Raw genomic sequence first — 19,226 nt, 5'->3', positions numbered from 1 at the left:
GGTTATTCCAGCAAGGAAATATGCTCAAAGTTGGAAGCGGTTTGAGGATATTCATGAAAAGCTATCCGATGACATTATCAATAAAGAATCTCCATTTTATTTAGAAGATTTCGCTAAACACTATGAGTTAGCATTAAAAAATAAAAGCTAGGAAATAGGGTGATGAAAAGAGTTTATCAGTACATTTTGTTATTAATTTCAATGGTTTTATTTGGATGCTCAGCAGCCAATTTAGTTGTTGATCCATATTCAGATTTAGAAATAACAGCAAATCACAATATTAACCCTGACTCCAATGGTAGGCCATCCCCTGTAGTCGTGTATGTTTTTGAATTAACATCAAATACCCTTTTTGAAAGTCAGGATTTTTTTTCAATTTATGAAGAAAGTGAAAAAGTCTTAGGCCCTGATTTAGTGAATAAATATGAAATATCATTAACTCCAGGTCAGAAAGAAACATATCAGGCAAGTATGTCTCCAAAGACTGAATACTTAGGCATTGTCGCAGCGTTTCGAGATATTGAAAATTCAAATTGGCGACAAGTCATTGAAGTGGATAAGACCGGTTACAACACCTATCAAATTCTGTTAGAAGATCTGTCTTTGGTCGTAAAATAACGTTTAGTTGGCTAATTATAAATGACGCAATACTCCAAGACGGCTTGGTGCGAAGGGATGTTTTTACGTCCCCAGCACTTTCAACAACATGAACGCGCAACCTCTCAAGAATTCAAAGGCTTACATCAGTTTGGTGGGGCTTATAATTGGGGGGTTTGGAAATGTCGAGTAAAAGAACATGCATTAAAAGATGGTCTGATTGAATTAGATCACTTTGAGGCAGTTTTGCCAGATATGACTCTGGTTAATACCTTAACAGCCAGCGATTCGGTTGTGCCTTTATTTATTGATAAAGACGTAGAAAATACGTTAGTAAAAATCACTCTTCCCCTTTCAAATATCAAAGGTAAAAATGTTTCTGATGTAAGTGAGGCGATCGTTTCTCGTTATGTACTTAAAGACGTTGACGTTATAGATAATCTCACTGGGCAGGATGAAGAAACGATTCAAGTCGCAGCCCTAAACCTGGAACTGAAAGCCAGCAATGACAAATTAGCGGGTTATATTGAGTTACCGATTTTGAAAATAAAAGAGGTAACGGCAGAAGGCGAAGTAATACTAGACGATTCGTACGTTCCACCGCTTATCAATTTACTTAGCGACAAAGTTATGTCGGCTTACTTGCGTAACGTTATTGCGATGACAAAGATGCGTGCCGACGTTATTGCGCAGCGATTGATTAAGGGCAAAGCCGCATCTGCATCTGCTGTTGATTTCATCATGCTACAAATGTTGAACAGGTATGAGGCGATGTTAAAGCACTTTAGTGACCTAGACAGGCTACATCCATTGGAATTAGCTACGACCCTGAAAGGTTATATTGGTGAATTAGCTACGTTTTCTGACAAAACCAAGAGGATACCAAGCTTACTTACATACGATCACTTAGATGTATCAAGTGTTTATAGCGAATTGAATCAAGTTCTGAGTCAATATCTGAGCGTTGTCCTTGATCAAACTGCAAGCAAACTTCCTTTGGAGCCACGACAATATGGAATTCAAGTGACGCCACTTCCAGATAAGCGTTTACTTGAATCATGCCAGTTTGTGCTTGCGGTCAAAGCTGATACGACAACAGATGAAATCAGACGTTTAGTCCCGGCGCAGCTCAAGTTTGGACCAGCGGAGCAGATTCGTGATCTGATCAACAATCAGATTAATGGCATAAACGTAGCGCCATTAAGTGTAGTACCGAGGCAGATCCCTTACCAAACGGGTTATGTCTACTTCGAAGTAGTCAAGAAAGGCCCGTTTTGGATGAGGCTGAAAGACAGTGGTGGTATTGCGCTGCATTTATCGGGGCATTTTCCGAATGCTGACCTTGAGCTGTGGAGTATTAGTCAATAGGTGTGCTCAGTATGGAACAAACGATCGTAAAACCAACACCGGGTGGAAGAGCGCCCGCACCGAAACCACAATCAGAAAAGTCAGCAGATAATACGGTAGTTATCTCAAAAAGTCCTGAATTGGTGAATAACGATTCAGTGGTTGCTTATGGGAACAACCCTTTATTGGCAGAAGCGAATGGTCTTTTATCCATTATTGGTCAAATTCGAGCGACAGCGACTCATTCTGACCCGTTGTTTCTAAAAGAGACGTTGGCACAAAAACTTAGAGATTATGAGAACCGACTACGCCACCACGACGTTGATTTGGACACTATTGATACGGCTCGTTACTGTTTGTGTTGCTCGTTAGATGAAGCGGTGCTCAATACTAATTGGGGGGGGCATTCATTTTGGAGCCATGACTCATTGCTTAGTTCTTTCTATGCCAGCAGCCAGGGTGGGGAAGCGTTCTTTAAGTACCTTGATAAGTGCATGGCGCAACCAGATACAAATTTAGATTTGCTTGAATTGATGTACGTGTGCCTATCGCTTGGGTTTCTCGGCCAATATCGTTTGGAAAAAAACGGACTGGAGTCTCACCGAAAACTGAGAAGGCAGATTATCGCTATTCTTAAGTCTTACGGAAGAGGGATACCTCAAGAGCTAAGCAATAGTATCGAACAACACATTTTGAATGGCTCTAAGGCTTCCGACAGAGCTCCTCTCTGGGTTGTGTGCTCCGTAACGGCTGCATTATTGGTTTGTATATTTATGTATTTTAGCTATGAGCTAAACAAGGCTTCCAACCGTACCTTTTCTCAATTAGTCAATTTGGTTCAACCGCAACAGCTTAACCAAGATACAACGTCAGAATCAAAATCAGCGCCAATTGCAGAAAGGATCTCTATGTATCTGGCAACTGAGATCGGGAAGGGGCTAATTAACGTCGAGCCGTTGCAAGACAGGGTAAGAATTTCGTTAAAGTCGCAAGATCTATTTGAATCAGGTAGTGCTGATGTTGTTGCGTATATCCAACCCGTAATTTCTAAACTCGCTAGAACGTTGGAGTCGACCCAAGGCAAGATCATTGTGACAGGTCATACCGATGATAGGCCAATTTTCACGAGTAAATATCCTTCGAACTGGCATCTATCATTAGCTCGAGCTACTGCTATGTCTGAACAACTTATCTCGAATAGCGCACTAGAAGGTCGAGTCATACCAGAAGGGCTGGGTGATGCAAGACCATTGGTTGAAAACAACAGTGACGAAAACCGAGCTATTAACCGTCGAATTGAAATCGACCTCCTTGTCGCGAATTAATAACAGGTAGATAGAGATGCGTATTAAAGAAATTGGCAGAATATTTACTCAAAGGTGGTTTCTAGGTCTTATCGGTGTCGCTGCTTGTTCAATTTTTATTTGGGTTGTTGGTCCACTTATCACGATAGCGGGGTATGAGCCACTAAAGAGCGACTTCCAACGACTCGTCACGATTTTGGTGCTGGTGTTTGTGTGGGCTTTATTCAACGTGACTAAGCAGCACAAGCAAAAAGTTAAAGAAGACGAAAGTATTCAAACGTTACTGGAGGTTGATAGTCAGTCAGATAAAGAAGCGGCGAGTGAAATTGACTTGATGCGCGAGCGTATTGAGCAAGCTGTCAAAGTAGTAACGAAAACACATAAAGGAAAGCGAAGCTTATATGACTTGCCTTGGTATGTGTTGATCGGCCCTCCAGGGACAGGGAAAACAACAGTGTTAAAGCAGTCAGGGCTGGAGTTTCCGTTAGCGGATAGCCTTGGTTCTGACTCTATTGCTGGAGTCGGTGGAACTCGTCATTGTGATTGGTGGTTTGCAAATAAAGCAGTTCTGATTGATACGGCCGGTCGATACACGACACAAGACAGTCAAGAAAAAGTCGACTCTAAAGCATGGCACGGCTTCTTAGGGTTGTTGAAAAAATATAGAACGCAAAGGCCAATTAATGGAGCAATTGTCACGATCAGTTTAGCCAGTGTGATGTCGCAGACGAGAACCGAGCGAAGCCTTCATGCTCGAGCTATCAAGTCGCGCCTTCAAGAACTGAAGAATCAGTTAGGGATGCAATTTCCTATTTACGTACTACTGACCAAAATGGATTTAGTCGCGGGTTTCAATGAGTTCTTCTCTGATCTAAGTAAGGAAGAGCGTGAGGAATTGTTCGGTTTCATGTTTCCGCGTGAAGTGGCTGATGAAAGAGGGGTTATTTCTTTATTCAATAAAGAATTTCATGGCATGTTGGAGCGACTTGATGCTCGAATGCTGAGAATCCTTGAAACTGAAGATGATTTAGAGAAGCGAGCACTTATTTTTGAATTTCCTAAACAGCTAAGGGTATTGCAAGCTAACCTTGATGAATTTTTAGCGGAAATATTTGCACAAAATAGTTTTGAAGAGCCAGCCTTGATTCGTGGTGTGTTTATGTTGAGCTCGGTCCAAGAAGGCTTACCAGTCGATAAGTTAATGAATGAATCGACCAATGGACTTGGACTAAATCGCCTCGCTCTAGCAAAAAGCCCAACAGGATCTCATAGTTATTTCGTGAAGAACTTGTTTGATAAGGTTATTTTCAAGGAACAACTGTTAGGAACGGTTAATCGTCACTATCAAAAGCAGTCAGGGTGGATGCGCCGAGGTGTTTACATTGGCTGTGCTTCTCTACTGCTAGGTGCGTCTGCACTTTGGCTTATGAGCTACAAGTGGAATTCTCAGTTGATTGTCGATACCAATGAGCAAGCCGGCCATATTGAAGCAATGATTGGTGCTGAGAGCCTAGATTTTGAGGCGGATATTATCTCAGCCGTAGAGACATTAGACCGATTGATGACGCTTCCTCTAGGAAAGCAAAGCAACTACGGCGATGCTGATTCCGTAAAAAGGTTTGGTCTCTATCAAGGAGATAAAGTCTCACAGGCGGCGAACAATGCATATTCTGATGCGTTGACCCAATATTACGCTCCCTTGCTTCTTGATAGCTTGGTGACGGAAATGGAAAGTAATCAACAGCATCGAGAGTATTTGTATGAAACGTTGAAAACTTATTTGATGTTATTTAATCCAGACAAATACCAACAAGATGAAGTGTTGGCTTGGTTTAACTTCTATTTTGAACGTCAATATCCGGGTGAACTAAATCTAGACTTAAGAAAAGGTCTGTTACAGCACACTCAAAATTTATTAGAGAATAATGGACAAGGCTTTTCTTATAATACTGCTGCCGTGACTAATGCTCGCGAGGTTTTGACACAAATGTCTCTACCAGAACGTGCTTATCAGCGAATGAAGATACAATTTTCGAAGAGTCATGTTCCTTCATTTCGTTTGACTGATGTCTTGGGGCCTAAAGGGCTTGAGCAGTTTGAACGAGCGAGTGGAAAGCCGTTATCACAAGGCATTTCGGGCTTTTATACGTACAATGGCTTTCATAGCATTTTTCAGATTCAGATCAACCGTACAGTAAAAAGCCTAATGGAAGAGAACTGGGTTTATGGTGACGATCTTAAGGCTCATGAAATTGACCAAGATAGCGCTATTCAAGGAGTCCAATCTCGATACTATCAAGATTATGTGAATGAATGGAAAACTCTGATCGAAGATATTCAACTTAAGCAGGCTCCGAGCCTAGAGCTTGCAACAGAACAAGCTAGAGTTCTATCTGGAGTTGAAAGGCCAATCGAATCGTTGTTGAGGGCAATCCAAAAAGAAGTTGGTTTGTCGAAAGTATCATTGTCAGAAAATCAGAAGGCCACTTCTGAAGTCGCAGGTAAGGTTGCCAAAGTTAAATTTTCGAATACGGCAGATAGACTAGACATGTACTTGCCTGAAGAAAATGGTTTCAATGTTGCACTGCCAGGTAAAGAAGTCGAATCTCATTTTTCGGAGATCTTACGTCTCGGCGAACAAGACTTTGATGATATTCAACAAGCTATGGTTAACTTGCGCTCGTATTTAAGCGATTTATCAAGCTCAGGTAATAATCAGAAAATTGCTTACAAAAGTATTTTAGATGGGACTGTTACACAAGATGTGGCTGCTTCCTTTGCCCGCGCTAAAGAACTTTTGCCTAGGCCATTTAATCAATGGCTAGGTGAACTTTCTCAAGAGTCAGTTAAGTTTGCGGAGAGCGGGTCGAAAGATCATCTAAATCAGCTTTGGGTTACGCAAGTGGTGCGCCCTTATCAGCGGACTATTGCGGGTAGATACCCATTCGAGCCAAATGCAAGCAGAGAAGTAAGGCTGAAGGACTTCAAACGTTTCTTTGGTTATGGAGGTACGCTTGACTCATTCTTCCAAGAGTATCTTGAACCGTTTGTCGATACTTCGAAAAGTCGTTGGCGATTAGAAAAGGAAATTGGAGTTCGTCCAGAAACGCTGATGGTCTTTCAAAGAGCGAAGCGTATCAGGCAGTCTTTCTTTGAATCTGATAATTCATTGCGCGTAGAGTTCGGTATGAAACCAGTGTATCTGGATCAGCACATTACTCGGTTTGTTCTAGAGCTAGGTAAGCAAGATTTGGTTTATAAGCATGGACCAGCACGAGCTAAATCCTTGAGCTGGCCCGCGGGTCAAGACCAGACTCGAATAGTGTTCACACCGCCAGAATCTAAACGTGAGATTGCCCATACTTATGAAGGTGAGTGGGGCATATTCAAACTGCTAGATCAATCACTTAAAGCAAGACCAGAATCACGTAAAGACAACATAGTTATGATTGATTTAAAGGGAAATAAGGTGCAACTAGAGCTTATTCCGTCTAGTGCTATTAATCCGTTTTGGTCAAATGAAATGGAGAGGTTCAGATGTCCACGAACCTTGTAACATCAGCCTGGGGTTATATCGGTAAAATGCCTGCAAAAGGAGACTTTGTGAAAGATGGCTTATCACAAGATTTTTCAGAGCGCTGGCATGACTGGCAGCAGGCTGTTATTGCAGTCAGCAGAGAACAATTGGGTGAAAGTTGGAATGAGCACTTTTTAACCGCGCCTGTGTGGCACTTTGCTCTGGATGTTAGTTACTTAGAAGACTCGACATACATTGGTAGCATGATTCCTAGTGTAGATGCATGCGGTAGATACTTTTTCTTTACTATAGCTCGTGCCGTAAAAGGTGAAGCTGCGCAATATTGGGGGGACAAAGCTTGGACCGAGGACAGTGCATCTCTTGCCCTAGCAGTACTTGAGGACGACTTTGTATTTGATGTTTGGCATAAGAGCATGCAAGAAAAAAACGATTTAGTGGCGAATGTAAAAAGTGAAGTGCGGCCTCTTAAGTTTCTTTATCAAAGCCAAATATCTACGATTTTTCATGATCAAGGTGGAGCAGATCAAAGCGCACTTTTGAATTACCTTATTAAAGAAAAATTGAGTAAGCCATGCTTTTGGTGGACTGAAGGCTCGACTCTAGTTGAACCATGTATGTTTATGACCAGCGGTTTCCCTTCTATTGGTCAATTTTCTGCCATGCTTGATGGCGGTTGGAAAAAGTGGAATTGGTAGGATAGAAGAATGAATTGGAACTATTTTACCTTTGCTAAATCGCACGCAGGAAAAGTACGCCCTTATAACGAGGATGCTCTTTTAGATATGACAGAGCAGCATATTTGGGTTGTAGCCGATGGAATGGGTGGGCATAGTGCTGGCGACATAGCAAGCCAGATGCTAGTGGATAGAATCGCGCGCCATATGCAGGATGTCCCACATACCAATATCGATGATATCCGGAGTGTGGTTCAAGCCGCGAATTTAGAAATTTATCAATACGCACAAAATCACTTAGACGGTAAAACGATGGGAACAACTCTCGTTTTGTTGTTTATCCAGGACGGGTATTACCACTGTCTTTGGGTCGGTGATAGCCGAATTTACCAGCTTAGAAATGGTCATTTTTCTCAAAAAACACGCGATCATAGTCAAGTTATGGATTTAGTCGATCAAGGGTTATTGGCATTTGAAGATGCTGAGTCACATCCTCTCGCAAATGTTATTACCAGAGCTGTTGGGGTAGATGAGAGTATCACTATTGATCAAGTTTCAGGGCAGTTGGCTGATGGAGACCAATTTCTTCTGTGTAGTGATGGGCTTTCTAAAGAATTAACGAGTGATGAAATTCACCGGACATTGTATGCGGACTCAGTAAATCAAGCAGGATTAGCACTCATGCATTCGGCGTTAGTGAGGGGGGCAAGTGATAACGTTACTTGTGCGTTAGTCAAAGTTCGCCAAGCGCAGACGGAATTTGAAGCAGTAACGAGAGAAGACGCGACGATCCCCGTTTTTCTTAGAGGGAGGTCTTATGAATAGTGAGATGTTCGATTGGTATGAACAAGCGTTGGCTCCTATATCTCAAGAGAATCCCACAGGTGTTGATCCTAGAGAAGATGTCTCGCCACAGTCCGCTTATTACCGATTAAAAGATCAGCGTATGGCTGCGCGAAATGCAGAGCGCAATGCGCTTATAGAAGAAGAAAGCATTTATACCCACAGTAACTTATGGCGTGTATTTATTGAGGAAGTACCAGAGATACTTACGAATCAGTCTAAAGATTTGGAATTTGTTGCTTGGCTTATAGAAGCCCTAACTCGATTGCATGGTTTTCGTGGTATGGGCGTTGGGTACAAACTCGCAACCGAGTTCATCGAGAAGTTTTGGGATGCTCTCTATCCAATGCCTGATGAGGATGGCATTGAAACAAGAATATCGGCGATTACTGGCCTCAATGGTATCGATAGCGAAGGAACACTTATTTTCCCTATTGCTTGTATCCCGCTTACTGACGTAGGTGTTGAGCAAGCGTATGCCTACTGGGAATATCAGCAAGCTATTGAGTTGGAGCGTTTAGATGAAGATAAGCGCCGAAATCGAGTCGATCTTGGCGCTACAGAGCTATCTGATATTACAACTACAGTTAAATCTACCTCTGATTCCTTTTATCGTGAGCTAATCGCTGATCTGGAGTTCGCCACAGAGTCATTTAATGAATTCAGTCAGCGATTAGATGAAGCGGTAGGTGATGTTACTCCCAGCTCTTATATATCAAAAAGGCTTGAATCAATACACTCGGCATTAAAGCATCTCCTTGGAGAGCGTTTTAATCAACCACAAGCTGTGTTTGAAGAACTGGAGGAGGTGGATGAATCTACTTCTTCGGAACAACAAGTGAGTTCACAAAGTTCTGATGCACTATTAGCGACAAACATGAAATCACGAGAGCAGGCGATTAGACAATTGCAGCAAGTGGCTGATTTCTTCAGAGAGAGTGAGCCTCACTCACCAGTTTCTTACTCCATCGAACAGATCATTCGTTGGTGTGGAATGCCTCTGCCGGAGTTACTGGCGGAACTTATCTCCGACGGAGATGCAAAGAAAAGCTACTTCCGTTTGGTTGGCATAGCAGAACAAAATGAAAATTAATAAAGGGAGAATGGTATGACGAGTATCCACTCGAAACTGTCACGAGTACGGAAGCCTCGTGTCCACATTACCTATGATGTTGAAACTGAAGGTACAACTCTTAAGAAAGAGCTACCTTTTGTTGTAGGTGTAATGGGTGACTTCGCTGGTCAAAACACTGAAGCGTTGAAGCCTTTGAAAGACCGCCGTTTTATTCAGATCGATCGAGACAACTTCGATGATGTGCTCAAAAAGATGAACCCATCGGTTAAGTTCAAAGTTGCGAACAAGCTTGCGAACGACGATTCACAGTTTGAGGTGGATTTGAACTTTAAATCAATGCAAGACTTTGAGCCCGCTGCGATCGTAAATCAAGTTGATCCACTGCGCCAACTGATGGAAACGCGTAATAAACTGCGTGATTTGATGACAAAAGTTGACCGTTCTGAAGAGCTTGAAAACATCTTAGAGGATGTTTTGAACAACACAGACAATCTGGCAAAACTTGCGGGCGAGTTAGATCTTGGCAAGAAAGCGAAGTCAGACAGTACTGAAGGAGCGGAATAATGACGACTGAAGCTGAAAAGCAGTTAGATCCAACTGTTAATGAACAAACAACTTCATTTTTAGATCAAGCTATTGGTGCAACTAAGCAGACAGAAGCCTCTCGTGCTGAAGAGCTAATTAAAACGCTCACTGAAGAAGCGATGAAAGGGACGGTTACTTGGAACAAAAACCTAACGGTAACTTTTCGTGAAGCGATTAATTTACTTGATAAACAGATTTCTGATCAGTTGTCTGAAGTAATGCATCATCCTGAATTACAGAAACTTGAAGGTTCTTGGCGTGGTTTAAATTATCTAGTGATGAACTCAGAGACGAGCTCTACTCTGAAAATTCGCATGATGAGTATGACTAAGAAAGAGTTACATAAAGACTTGAGTAAAGCGGTTGAATTTGACCAAAGCCAGATCTTTAAGAAAGTTTACGAGTCTGAGTTTGGCAGTGCAGGTGGTGAACCTTATGGTGCATTAATTGGTGACTATGAGTTTACCAACCACCCAGAGGATATTGAGTCGCTGCGCCTAATGTCAAATGTAGCCGCTTCAGGCTTCTCCCCATTCTTGTCCGCGGCCTCACCAGCACTATTTGGTTTTGATGAGTGGACTGAACTGTCAAAACCACGCGATCTAGACAAGGTCTTTGAGTCGCTAGAATACGCTCAATGGCGTTCGTTCCGTGAGAGTGCTGATTCACGTTTTGTTAGCCTGACTATGCCGAAAGTTCTGGCTCGTTTGCCATACGGACAAGCCACTGCTCCAGTTGAGGAATTTGGATTTGAAGAGTTCGAAGTAGATCCAGTGTCAGGTATTGCTGTCAATGCTGAGCATAATGACTACTGTTGGATGAACTCTTCGTATGTTCTTGGTGTTAAGTTAACAGACGCCTTCTCAAAATATGGATTCTGTACAGCTATCCGTGGTGCAGAAGGTGGTGGTCGAGTGGATAATTTGCCAACACATTTCTTCATGAGTGATGATGGCGATCCTGATATGAAGTGTCCAACAGAGATTGGTATTACCGACCGACGTGAGGCAGAGCTGGGTAAACTTGGTTTCTTACCGCTTTGTCACTACAAAAACACCAACTATGCGGTGTTCTTTGGTGCGCAAACCTGTCAAAAACCGGCGAACCACGAATCTCCAGAAGCAACGGCTAATGCGGCGATTTCAGCACGTCTACCTTACATGATGGCGACATCTCGTTTTGCGCATTATTTGAAGGTAATGGCTCGAGATAAAATCGGTAGCTTTATGGAAGCAGAAGACGTTGAGTCTTGGTTGAACCGCTGGATTCTAGGCTATGTAAATGCTTCAGAGGGTGGTGGTCAAGAGATCCGAGCGAAATACCCTCTAGCAGATGCTCGTGTCCAGGTTAAGGAAATCCCTGGCGCACCAGGTTCTTACAATGCTGTAGCATGGCTTAAGCCTTGGTTGCAAATGGAAGAATTGACGACATCTTTGCGACTTGTTGCAAAGATCCCTCAGTCGGGTGGATAAGAAATGAATTGGCTGGTCGTAAGGCCAGCCATACCAAATCGTTATGTTCTAGATGGAAATAGCAGTGTCACTTAACTTTCGCGATCCCAGTAAGCTAAAGCATGAATTCAGCACAGAAGGCTATGCTGAGCTTGATAGCCCGTGGTTGACTCGATTCAATGAATCTTCTGATCTTATAGAAGCAGCTCGAATTTGGCTAGAAGGTACGCGTTCAAGAGATTTGGACAGTTTTCGTCATAGTGTGATGAACACGATAAACCGAATTGATGAGCTATTAGAATCTCAATTAAACGAAATAATACATCATCCTGAGTTTCAACAACTCGAAAGAGGTTGGATAGGCGTCAGGTATTTATGCGAACAGGTCGACACTCGCTCATCAGACTCCGTCAAAGTCAAGGTGTTGGCGGCAACATGGAATGAAGTTAGTAAAGATGCACTAAAAGCCATCGAGTTTGACCAATCAGCACTATTTAAGCTGCTCTATCAAAATGAATATGGCATGGCCGGGGGAGAACCCTTTGGCGTGGTAGTTGGCGATTATCAACTTCGTTGTGATGCGAGTAAAAATTATTTTGATAGAGATCTGTCTGTGCTCAGCAAGATCTCTCAGTCTGCAGCGGCAGCATTCAGCCCGTTCATTATGTCAGCATCGCCGGAGATGTTTGGTGTTGACAGTTTTTCACAGCTCTCTGTGATAAGAGATATTGCGGCCCAATTTGAACAGGCAGATTACGCAAAATGGCGCAGTTTGAGAGACAACGATGATACCAAATTTATTGGCCTGACTGCGCCGAATGTTTTATTCCGTCAGCCATATAAAAGTGATGGTTCACGCAACGATCAGTTCGACTTTCAAGAGCATGTCTACGACTCTAATCGCGATTTGCTATGGGGGAGTAGCGCGTATTGTTTTGCGGCCGTATCAATTAGAGCGTTTCAGGAGCATGGGTGGTTTACGCACATGAGAGGCATTAAGCAAGGGGATTATAGTCAGGGTATTATCGTAGCTCCTACTAGGAACAAAATGCGTGTTAATGGCAAGAATGACCGTGAAAGATGTCCTTTAAACTTAAAGATCTCTGAGAGAAAAGAACAAGAGTTGTCTGAATGCGGTTTCATTTCTATTTCTCCTGTACCTGAAACCGATATGGTAGGGATGACCTCGAATGTATCTCTCTACAAGCCTAAGCAATATGCAGAAAAACACATTTCAACGAATGCAAAGCTCACGTCGATGTTGCAGTACACGTTGTGTGTGTCGCGAGTCGCACATTATCTCAAGGTTATGGGGCGTGACAAGATTGGTGGGTATCAAGACGCAGAAAGCTTAGAGCGGGACTTTCAACGATGGTTGCATCAGTACACTACCGCGTCGGATGAAGCATCTGATGAACTTAGGGCGAAGTACCCCTTAAATGAAGCGAAAATTACGGTTCGAGAGAAAAGAGAAACTCCAGGACACTATTACTCTGTTATCCATTTGCGACCGCACTTCCAGCTCGATCAAATGGTATCTAGCATTAAATTAATTACTGAATTATCACCAGAGCACTTGGTGTAAGGAAATAACAATGACCCAATGGAAAAATGCTTTGTCCCAAGGCCAATTGCAACAAGCTCTAGAGCTATTAATTGATGAAATTAAAGCGGCGCCTAAAGATGCAAGCTTGAGAAGCTCGTTCATTGAGCTGCTTTGCATTGATGGAGACTTCGAGCGTGCGGATGAGCAACTTATGCAATCGATCAAATTGTTTCCTGAGTATCTACCTGGTGCAAGTCAGTTGCGACATTTAGTGAAAGCGGCCCAGGCTAGAAAAGATTTTATTGACGGTGCGGCTAGTGCCAAGGTATTAGGTGACGAGGAATTCACTAAAGAGCTTGTTCGCTTTAACCTCGCTCTCAAAAATCAACACTATGCAGAAGCATCACACCTAGCGCATAGCATTGAAGAGCAGCGTACTATTAAAGGCTTTAACATAAACGGTACAAACTATGAAGATGCTAGGGATATTGATGATCGTTTAGGTGGTTACATTGAACTGTTTTCCACCGCGGGTAACTATTTTCTTGTTCCAATTTCTAGCATTCAAGCGCTAGAAATAAAAGCACCTACCTCTTTATTAGAAAGTATTTGGCGACCTGTAGAGTTTGATATTGACGGACTTGGCGAAGGAGAAGGTCATATGCCATTGACCTATGTTGACTCAGAAACTGACGCACAAAAGCTAGGTCGAGAAACGGATTGGAAACAGCTTGGTGAGCAAGAATCCTTCGTGGGTTTAGGCCAAAAATGTTGGCTAGTTGGTGATTCAGCCCTCCCAACCTGTGACTTGACTACATTGTTAGAGTCGAAACAAATAGCGTAATAATAACATGTCTTTAACCGTTTCTCTGCTCGACAAATTGATGGATAGTGATCCTTCAACTAGAGATGAAAAAGACTTCCCTACGAGCCAACAACAGATGTTGAACAGCTTGCTTAGAGATCTGGAGTCTATGTTAAATAGTCGTATCGGATGGAAAAACATTCCTGATGACCTTTTAGAGGTTCGCTATTCAATATTGAATTATGGTCTGCCAGATTTTTCCTCGATGCCTTATAGCAGCCAAGAGGGGCAGAATCAGCTCTGTGACATTGTTCATGATGCAATTAAAGAGTTCGAGCCGAGGTTAAGGAATCCTTATGTCCAGATTTCGGACGAGAAAAACGCTATTGATAGGGTGTTGAGGTTACAAATCAGCGCCACTTGCTTAATTGATAACAGCATTCATGAAGTGCGATTCAATTCTGAAGTAGAGCCGGTAAATTTAGGTATGAAACTGAGTAGAGCGAAATGAGTGAAGAGTTTCTCAAATACTATAATCGCGAGTTAGCTTATTTACGTCACAAAGGACAAGAGTTTGGGGAGCAGTATCCTAAGATCGCTGCGAGACTCCGTATCAGTGAGGAGCAGGTTGACGATCCACATGTAGAAAGATTGCTAGAAGGCTGTGCATTTCTAACGGCAAGGATTAGACAAAGTTTAGACAATAGTTATCCTCAGTTCACTGAATCTTTGATGGGGCAGTTATATCCGGATTTTCACGCACCAATTCCATCAATGTCCGTCATTAAGATGAACTGCTCTAGCTCCACTTCCTCTTTTTTTGACGTAGAAGAAGGTGAGCGAGTCGTTATCGGTGCTCCTAGATACCACGAATGCGAGTTTAGAACCTGTTATCCGGTCAGAATGTACCCTGTTGATGTGACCTCTGGCGCTTTCAAAAACGCACCGCTTAAATCGGTGGGCTCCCAATGGGAAAGCCATGCTCATTCAGTTTTGAAAATCCAGCTCACCGCCCAAGATGAAGAGACATCTCTGAGTGACATGGGATTAGAACGGTTGCGTTTTTATTTAAACGGGCAATCTCAGTTGACGTTTAAACTTTACCAAATGCTCTTTCAAAATCTAATTGGTTTATCTGTCGTTGCGGGTGGCAAAGAAGTTCGTTCTTTAACGAAAAGGCATCTTATTGAAGTGGGATTTTCAGAAGATGAGAAGGTTGTTCCATACAGTAAGAGAAGCTTTTCGGGAGCAAGATTACTTGTTGAGTATCTGCACTTTCCTGAGAAGTTCATGTTCTTTGATATCACTGAACTCGGATTATCAGAGCTAGCTCTTGGAGAGCAAGCTGAACTGTATTTTTACTTTGATACCAATGATGATTGGCTTCCTAAGCAAGTGGATGAAGAGAGCTTGATGGTTGGTTGTGTGCCAGTCGTCAACTTATTTAAAAGTGTTATGGAGCCCAAGCGTATTCTACCAACCGAGTACGATTACCACTTATCACCGCAATACCAGGAAGCCGAGAGTAACGAGGTTGTCTCTATTTCTGACGTAACATTGAGAAACTGGAACAAAACGTATCACAACCTGCCATGTTATCACGCTGGTGAGCACACGCATTATATGAACGCCAGTGAAATTTATTGGTTGATGAGACGTGAGGATAAAAACTGGGCTGGTGGATACGATGAGCCGGGTAGGGAAACTTACATTTCTTTTGTTGATAAAAGGCATCAATTGTTCAGTCCAGAGAGCCGAGAAAACTGGTTAATGTACGTTGAAGCTGAGTGCTGCAATCGTAATTTAGCGCAGAAGCTTCCATTTGGAGGTGGTCTTCCAAAAGTCTCTTTGCCGGAAGTAAATGACAACTTCGAGTCAGTTCGTTGTTTAGTTTCTATATCAGAAACCCTCCGGCCAGAAATGGATGAAAGTACACGATGGCAGTTAACTAAGCTTCTAACTTTAAACCACTTTACCGAAGAAGATGGATTAACAACTTTGAAGCAAACTCTGAATCTCTATGCATTTTCTGGGACCGCAGAAACGAAAGCGGTAATTGATGCTTTAGCGAAGTTAGAGTTCGAGCCGACTACCGGCAGAGTAAGTCAGAAAGGTAAAGTTGGTTTTGCGCACGGTATAAAAATCATTTTGACGGTTTCTGATCAAATTTTACCTAAAGAGCAAATCTTCCTCCTAGGTAGTGTTTTATCCGTTTACTTTGCACAATATGCTGAAATTAACATTTTTACGCAGCTAGAAATAAGACTTAAGTCAACGGGAAAACCCTTCCACTTATGGCCTGCATTAACTGGCGATAAGGTGTTGCTATGATCGCGGAGCAATTTTATCGAGATCTAAAGCAACATCCGTTGTTTGAAGCAATTCACCTTATCGAACACGAGATCTTGCAAGCCGAGGCACAAATAGGGACAGATGCTCTACCTAAGCATGAAAAACTAAACCTAAAGGTCAACCCATCGTTAGGTTTTGAAAATGCGCAGCTTTGCGATCTGAAACATATTGATAGCCACAAGCTAGCACTAGAAACTAATCTGATAGGCCTAACGGGTGAGCAGGGGGTGCTTCCTCAGCACTACAGCGAGTTAGCTTTGCATCGTCAAAAAGAAGGCGATACAGCAATGGTGGACTTCTACGATATTTTTAACCATCGTTTACTGTCTCTTTACTATCGATGCTGGCAACTAAGTCAATTGACCGTTCAGTCTCGTGCTCATGCACAGGGATTACGTTCACCTTTAGAAGATTGTAAATCGGCATTAACTGGGCAGGGTAGTTCTTTGTCCCTGCACTATGGTGGTGTTTTTGCTTCACCGACGAGAAGTAAAGCTGGACTAAAAAGTGTTCTTGAATGTTTATCTGGATGCCAAGTAAAGATTCATGAGTTTCAAGGGCAGTGGCTACATCTTGCAAAAGAAGAGCAAACACGTCTTTCATCTCGAACTATGCCAGAAGGGCAGTTTGCTCAACTTGGTTCCGGAGCATCCTTAGGCTCGAAAGCTTGGAATATAAACGCAGGAACAACGATCGAGTTTCTGCCAAAGCACAAAGATCTGGTTAGTAAATTACTGCCTAACCATCCAAATGTAGAAATTATTAAACGTGCGGCTTATGAATTTATTGGTAAGCATAAGCAAGTGAAATGGCAGCTCACCACCAAACATAGTTTATTACCTCAAGTTTGTTTATCAAAAAAACATGGTCAGTTAGGTGTTGGTTCTGTACTTAAAAAACATAAACGCACAAAAGATCGAACCATAACAATTACTATTTAAAGGAAACATAATGGCTCCACTCTCACTTTCAGCGTTGGTCGAAAGATTGTCTCCTCAGGCTAAGGAAACACTTGAACAAGCAGCTGCGATGGCAAGCTCTCGAACCCATCACAGTATTGAAATATCTCACTGGTTAATGACGATTATTCAACACCCTGCCGATATTTACTCGGAAGTTTTCGACGAATTTGATGTCGATAAAATCAAGGTTGAAACTGATCTTCAAAAGACACTTGAAAAATACAAAACGGGATGTCAATCGGTCCCAGGTCTTTCAGCTCACACAGTGACAGTGATGCAAAATGCTTTGCTATCGGCAACGATTGAATTCAATCAGGAGCAGTTGGATTGCATTCATCTTTTATTTGCCTACTTGTCCGATAATACGTTAGTCAACATGGCTGGTTCGATTAGCCCTGAGCTAAACAAGATAGAACCATCTCGGTTATTGAACTTTAAAGAAAGTAATACGCGTCAATCAGGATCGAATGACCTAGGGAAATCAAACGCGAACTCTGCACTGAATCAATTTACAACAGATCTTACTGAGCAGGCTAGGGAAGGTAAGATAGATCCGGTTATTGGTAGAGACAATGAAATCCGTTTAATGATCGACATCTTATTAAGACGTCGACAAAACAACCCGATTCTAACTGGTGAAGCTGGCGTTGGAAAAACAGCCGTTGTTGAAGGCTTGGCGCAAAAGATTATCGATGGCGATGTACCTCCTGCTCTACAAAATGTAGCGATTAAGTCTTTGGATCTGGCGTTATTGCAAGCTGGTGCTGGCATGAAAGGTGAGTTTGAAAACAGACTTAAAAACCTTGTGAAAGAAGTTAACGACGCACCACAACCCATTATTTTGTTTATCGATGAAGCACATGGTCTGATTGGTGGTGGGGGACAAGCAGGACAAGGTGATGCAGCGAATATTCTAAAGCCAGCGTTAGCGAGAGGTGAACTCAGAACGATCGCAGCAACAACTTGGGCAGAATATAAAAAGTATTTTGAGAAAGACGCGGCTCTTACCAGACGCTTTCAAGTAGTGAAGGTCGACGAGCCAGCGCCTGAGCTTGCGGTCGAGATGTTACGTGGTTTACTTGATGTAATGGCACAACACCATGACGTCCACATCACTAGCCAGGCTCTCAATGCTGCCGTTCAACTCTCAGCTCGATACATTAATGGCCGACAACTGCCAGATAAGGCTGTGTCTGTTTTAGACACAGCCTGCTCGCGAGTCGCGTTAAGTCAATCGTCTACACCGGGAGGTCTAGATGCGAAAAGGAATAAACTAAAAGCTAAGCAAGCTGAGTATGAGCACCTAAGCCAAGAAAGTCAGCTAGGTGCACCTCTTGATATGCAGTTGCAAGATGTCAGAAAAGAGATTGATGTTCTATCTAGTGAAATAGTTGAACTAGAGATGCTGTGGGAGAAAGAAAAAGAGTGGGTAAGTGAAGCTAAGTCACTTAGAGCTCAAATAATCAAGGAGGGTTCTGAGACTGCTAAGGACAAGTTACAGGAGCTCGAAAGTAGCCTCTCCGCTAACTCGCAGCCATTAGTATTTTCGCATGTCAATGAAGCGCTTATTGCAGAAGTAATTTCAGATTGGACCGGGATACCACTGGGCAAACTCCAGGATGATGAAATCCAAGCAGTACTGAGTTTGAAAGAGAGTTTGTGTAAACGAGTTGTCGGACAGGATCACGCTTTGGAAGTCATGTCTGAAGTGATAAAAACTGCCAGTGCACAGCTCACGGATGAGACACGACCAAATGGTGTATTTCTTCTCACGGGACCAAGTGGAGTGGGTAAAACTGAATCTGCTTTAGCTATTGCAGAGAAAGTGTACGGCAGTGAAGAGAATGTCACAACTATCAATATGTCCGAGTTTAAAGAAGAGCACAAAGTTTCCTTATTATTAGGCTCGCCTCCAGGTTATGTTGGGTATGGCGAAGGTGGCGTACTTACTGAAGCCGTCAGACGCAAACCTTATAGTGTGATTCTTTTGGATGAAATGGAAAAAGCGCACCCTGGAGTTCAAGATATTTTTTATCAGGTATTCGATAAAGGCTCAATTAAAGATGGTGAAGGTCGCGATATAGATTTTAAAAACACTATTATTATTATGACCGCGAATACAGGGACCGAAACGACGATGTCTTTGT

15 protein-coding genes and 1 pseudogene are annotated in these 19,226 nt (G+C 42.6%); all 16 read left to right on the top strand.

The genetic code is table 11. The features are described from left to right. A pseudogene (locus CAG69_RS22725) lies at positions 1-151 on the top strand (type VI secretion system-associated FHA domain protein TagH); the annotation flags it as partial. 11 nt (positions 152-162) lie between these two features. After that, complete coding sequence (gene tssJ / locus CAG69_RS12295) at positions 163-618, top strand: type VI secretion system lipoprotein TssJ (protein WP_005395676.1); 456 nt, start codon at positions 163-165, stop codon at positions 616-618. Positions 619-639: 21 nt separating this feature from the next. Beyond that, positions 640-1,965 carry a type VI secretion system baseplate subunit TssK gene (gene tssK / locus CAG69_RS12290; RefSeq protein WP_161444409.1) on the top strand — a complete coding sequence of 442 codons (1,326 nt, stop codon included), beginning with the start codon at positions 640-642 and terminating at the stop codon, positions 1,963-1,965. 11 nt (positions 1,966-1,976) lie between these two features. Further along, positions 1,977-3,269, top strand: coding sequence for a type VI secretion system protein TssL, long form (tssL, locus tag CAG69_RS12285; RefSeq protein ID WP_046875354.1), 1,293 nt, complete (start codon positions 1,977-1,979; stop codon positions 3,267-3,269). Positions 3,270-3,285: 16 nt separating this feature from the next. Beyond that, positions 3,286-6,804 carry a type VI secretion system membrane subunit TssM gene (tssM, locus tag CAG69_RS12280; protein ID WP_012842180.1) on the top strand — a complete coding sequence of 1,173 codons (3,519 nt, stop codon included), beginning with the start codon at positions 3,286-3,288 and terminating at the stop codon, positions 6,802-6,804. Continuing rightward, the gene (gene tagF / locus CAG69_RS12275) at positions 6,786-7,481 is read left to right on the top strand and encodes a type VI secretion system-associated protein TagF (protein WP_104970766.1); all 696 of its coding nucleotides are present in this window, start codon (positions 6,786-6,788) and stop codon (positions 7,479-7,481) included. Before tssM ends, tagF begins: the two co-directional genes overlap by 19 nt. 9 nt (positions 7,482-7,490) lie before the next feature. Continuing rightward, positions 7,491-8,285 carry a PP2C family protein-serine/threonine phosphatase gene (locus CAG69_RS12270; RefSeq protein WP_161444407.1) on the top strand — a complete coding sequence of 265 codons (795 nt, stop codon included), beginning with the start codon at positions 7,491-7,493 and terminating at the stop codon, positions 8,283-8,285. Then, entirely contained in the window at positions 8,278-9,396 is a 1,119-nt protein-coding gene (gene tssA, locus CAG69_RS12265) for a type VI secretion system protein TssA (protein ID WP_161444405.1), read from the top strand. The genes CAG69_RS12270 and tssA overlap by 8 nt, the downstream gene beginning before the upstream one ends. Before the next feature lie 15 nt (positions 9,397-9,411). After that, positions 9,412-9,942, top strand: coding sequence for a type VI secretion system contractile sheath small subunit (tssB, locus tag CAG69_RS12260; RefSeq protein WP_005396385.1), 531 nt, complete (start codon positions 9,412-9,414; stop codon positions 9,940-9,942). Then, positions 9,942-11,435, top strand: a complete 1,494-nt coding sequence (gene tssC, locus CAG69_RS12255; RefSeq protein ID WP_005396386.1) for a type VI secretion system contractile sheath large subunit — start codon at positions 9,942-9,944, stop codon at positions 11,433-11,435. Before tssB ends, tssC (CAG69_RS12255) begins: the two co-directional genes overlap by 1 nt. A gap of 52 nt (positions 11,436-11,487) precedes the next feature. After that, positions 11,488-12,999, top strand: a complete 1,512-nt coding sequence (tssC, locus tag CAG69_RS12250) for a type VI secretion system contractile sheath large subunit (protein WP_161444403.1) — start codon at positions 11,488-11,490, stop codon at positions 12,997-12,999. Positions 13,000-13,009: 10 nt separating this feature from the next. Beyond that, complete coding sequence (locus CAG69_RS12245) at positions 13,010-13,804, top strand: type VI secretion system accessory protein TagJ (protein WP_161444401.1); 795 nt, start codon at positions 13,010-13,012, stop codon at positions 13,802-13,804. A gap of 7 nt (positions 13,805-13,811) precedes the next feature. Then, positions 13,812-14,276, top strand: coding sequence for a type VI secretion system baseplate subunit TssE (tssE, locus tag CAG69_RS12240; protein WP_012842186.1), 465 nt, complete (start codon positions 13,812-13,814; stop codon positions 14,274-14,276). Further along, on the top strand, positions 14,273-16,096 hold the full coding sequence (tssF, locus tag CAG69_RS12235) for a type VI secretion system baseplate subunit TssF (RefSeq protein WP_161444399.1): 1,824 nt from the start codon (positions 14,273-14,275) through the stop codon (positions 16,094-16,096). The genes tssE and tssF overlap by 4 nt, the downstream gene beginning before the upstream one ends. After that, the gene (gene tssG / locus CAG69_RS12230) at positions 16,093-17,058 is read left to right on the top strand and encodes a type VI secretion system baseplate subunit TssG (RefSeq protein ID WP_046875360.1); all 966 of its coding nucleotides are present in this window, start codon (positions 16,093-16,095) and stop codon (positions 17,056-17,058) included. Before tssF ends, tssG begins: the two co-directional genes overlap by 4 nt. A 10-nt stretch (positions 17,059-17,068) precedes the next feature. Further along, positions 17,069-19,226: type VI secretion system ATPase TssH (gene tssH, locus CAG69_RS12225; RefSeq protein ID WP_161444397.1), on the top strand; the 2,158-nt coding region annotated here is incomplete at its 3' end.

This window comes from Vibrio sp. V43_P6S15P86 (assembly GCF_009904725.1).
Classification (GTDB): Bacteria; Pseudomonadota; Gammaproteobacteria; order Enterobacterales; family Vibrionaceae; genus Vibrio; species Vibrio diabolicus.
Note: the sequence above shows the minus strand (reverse complement) of the source record. Positions and strands in the feature narration are given on the sequence as shown.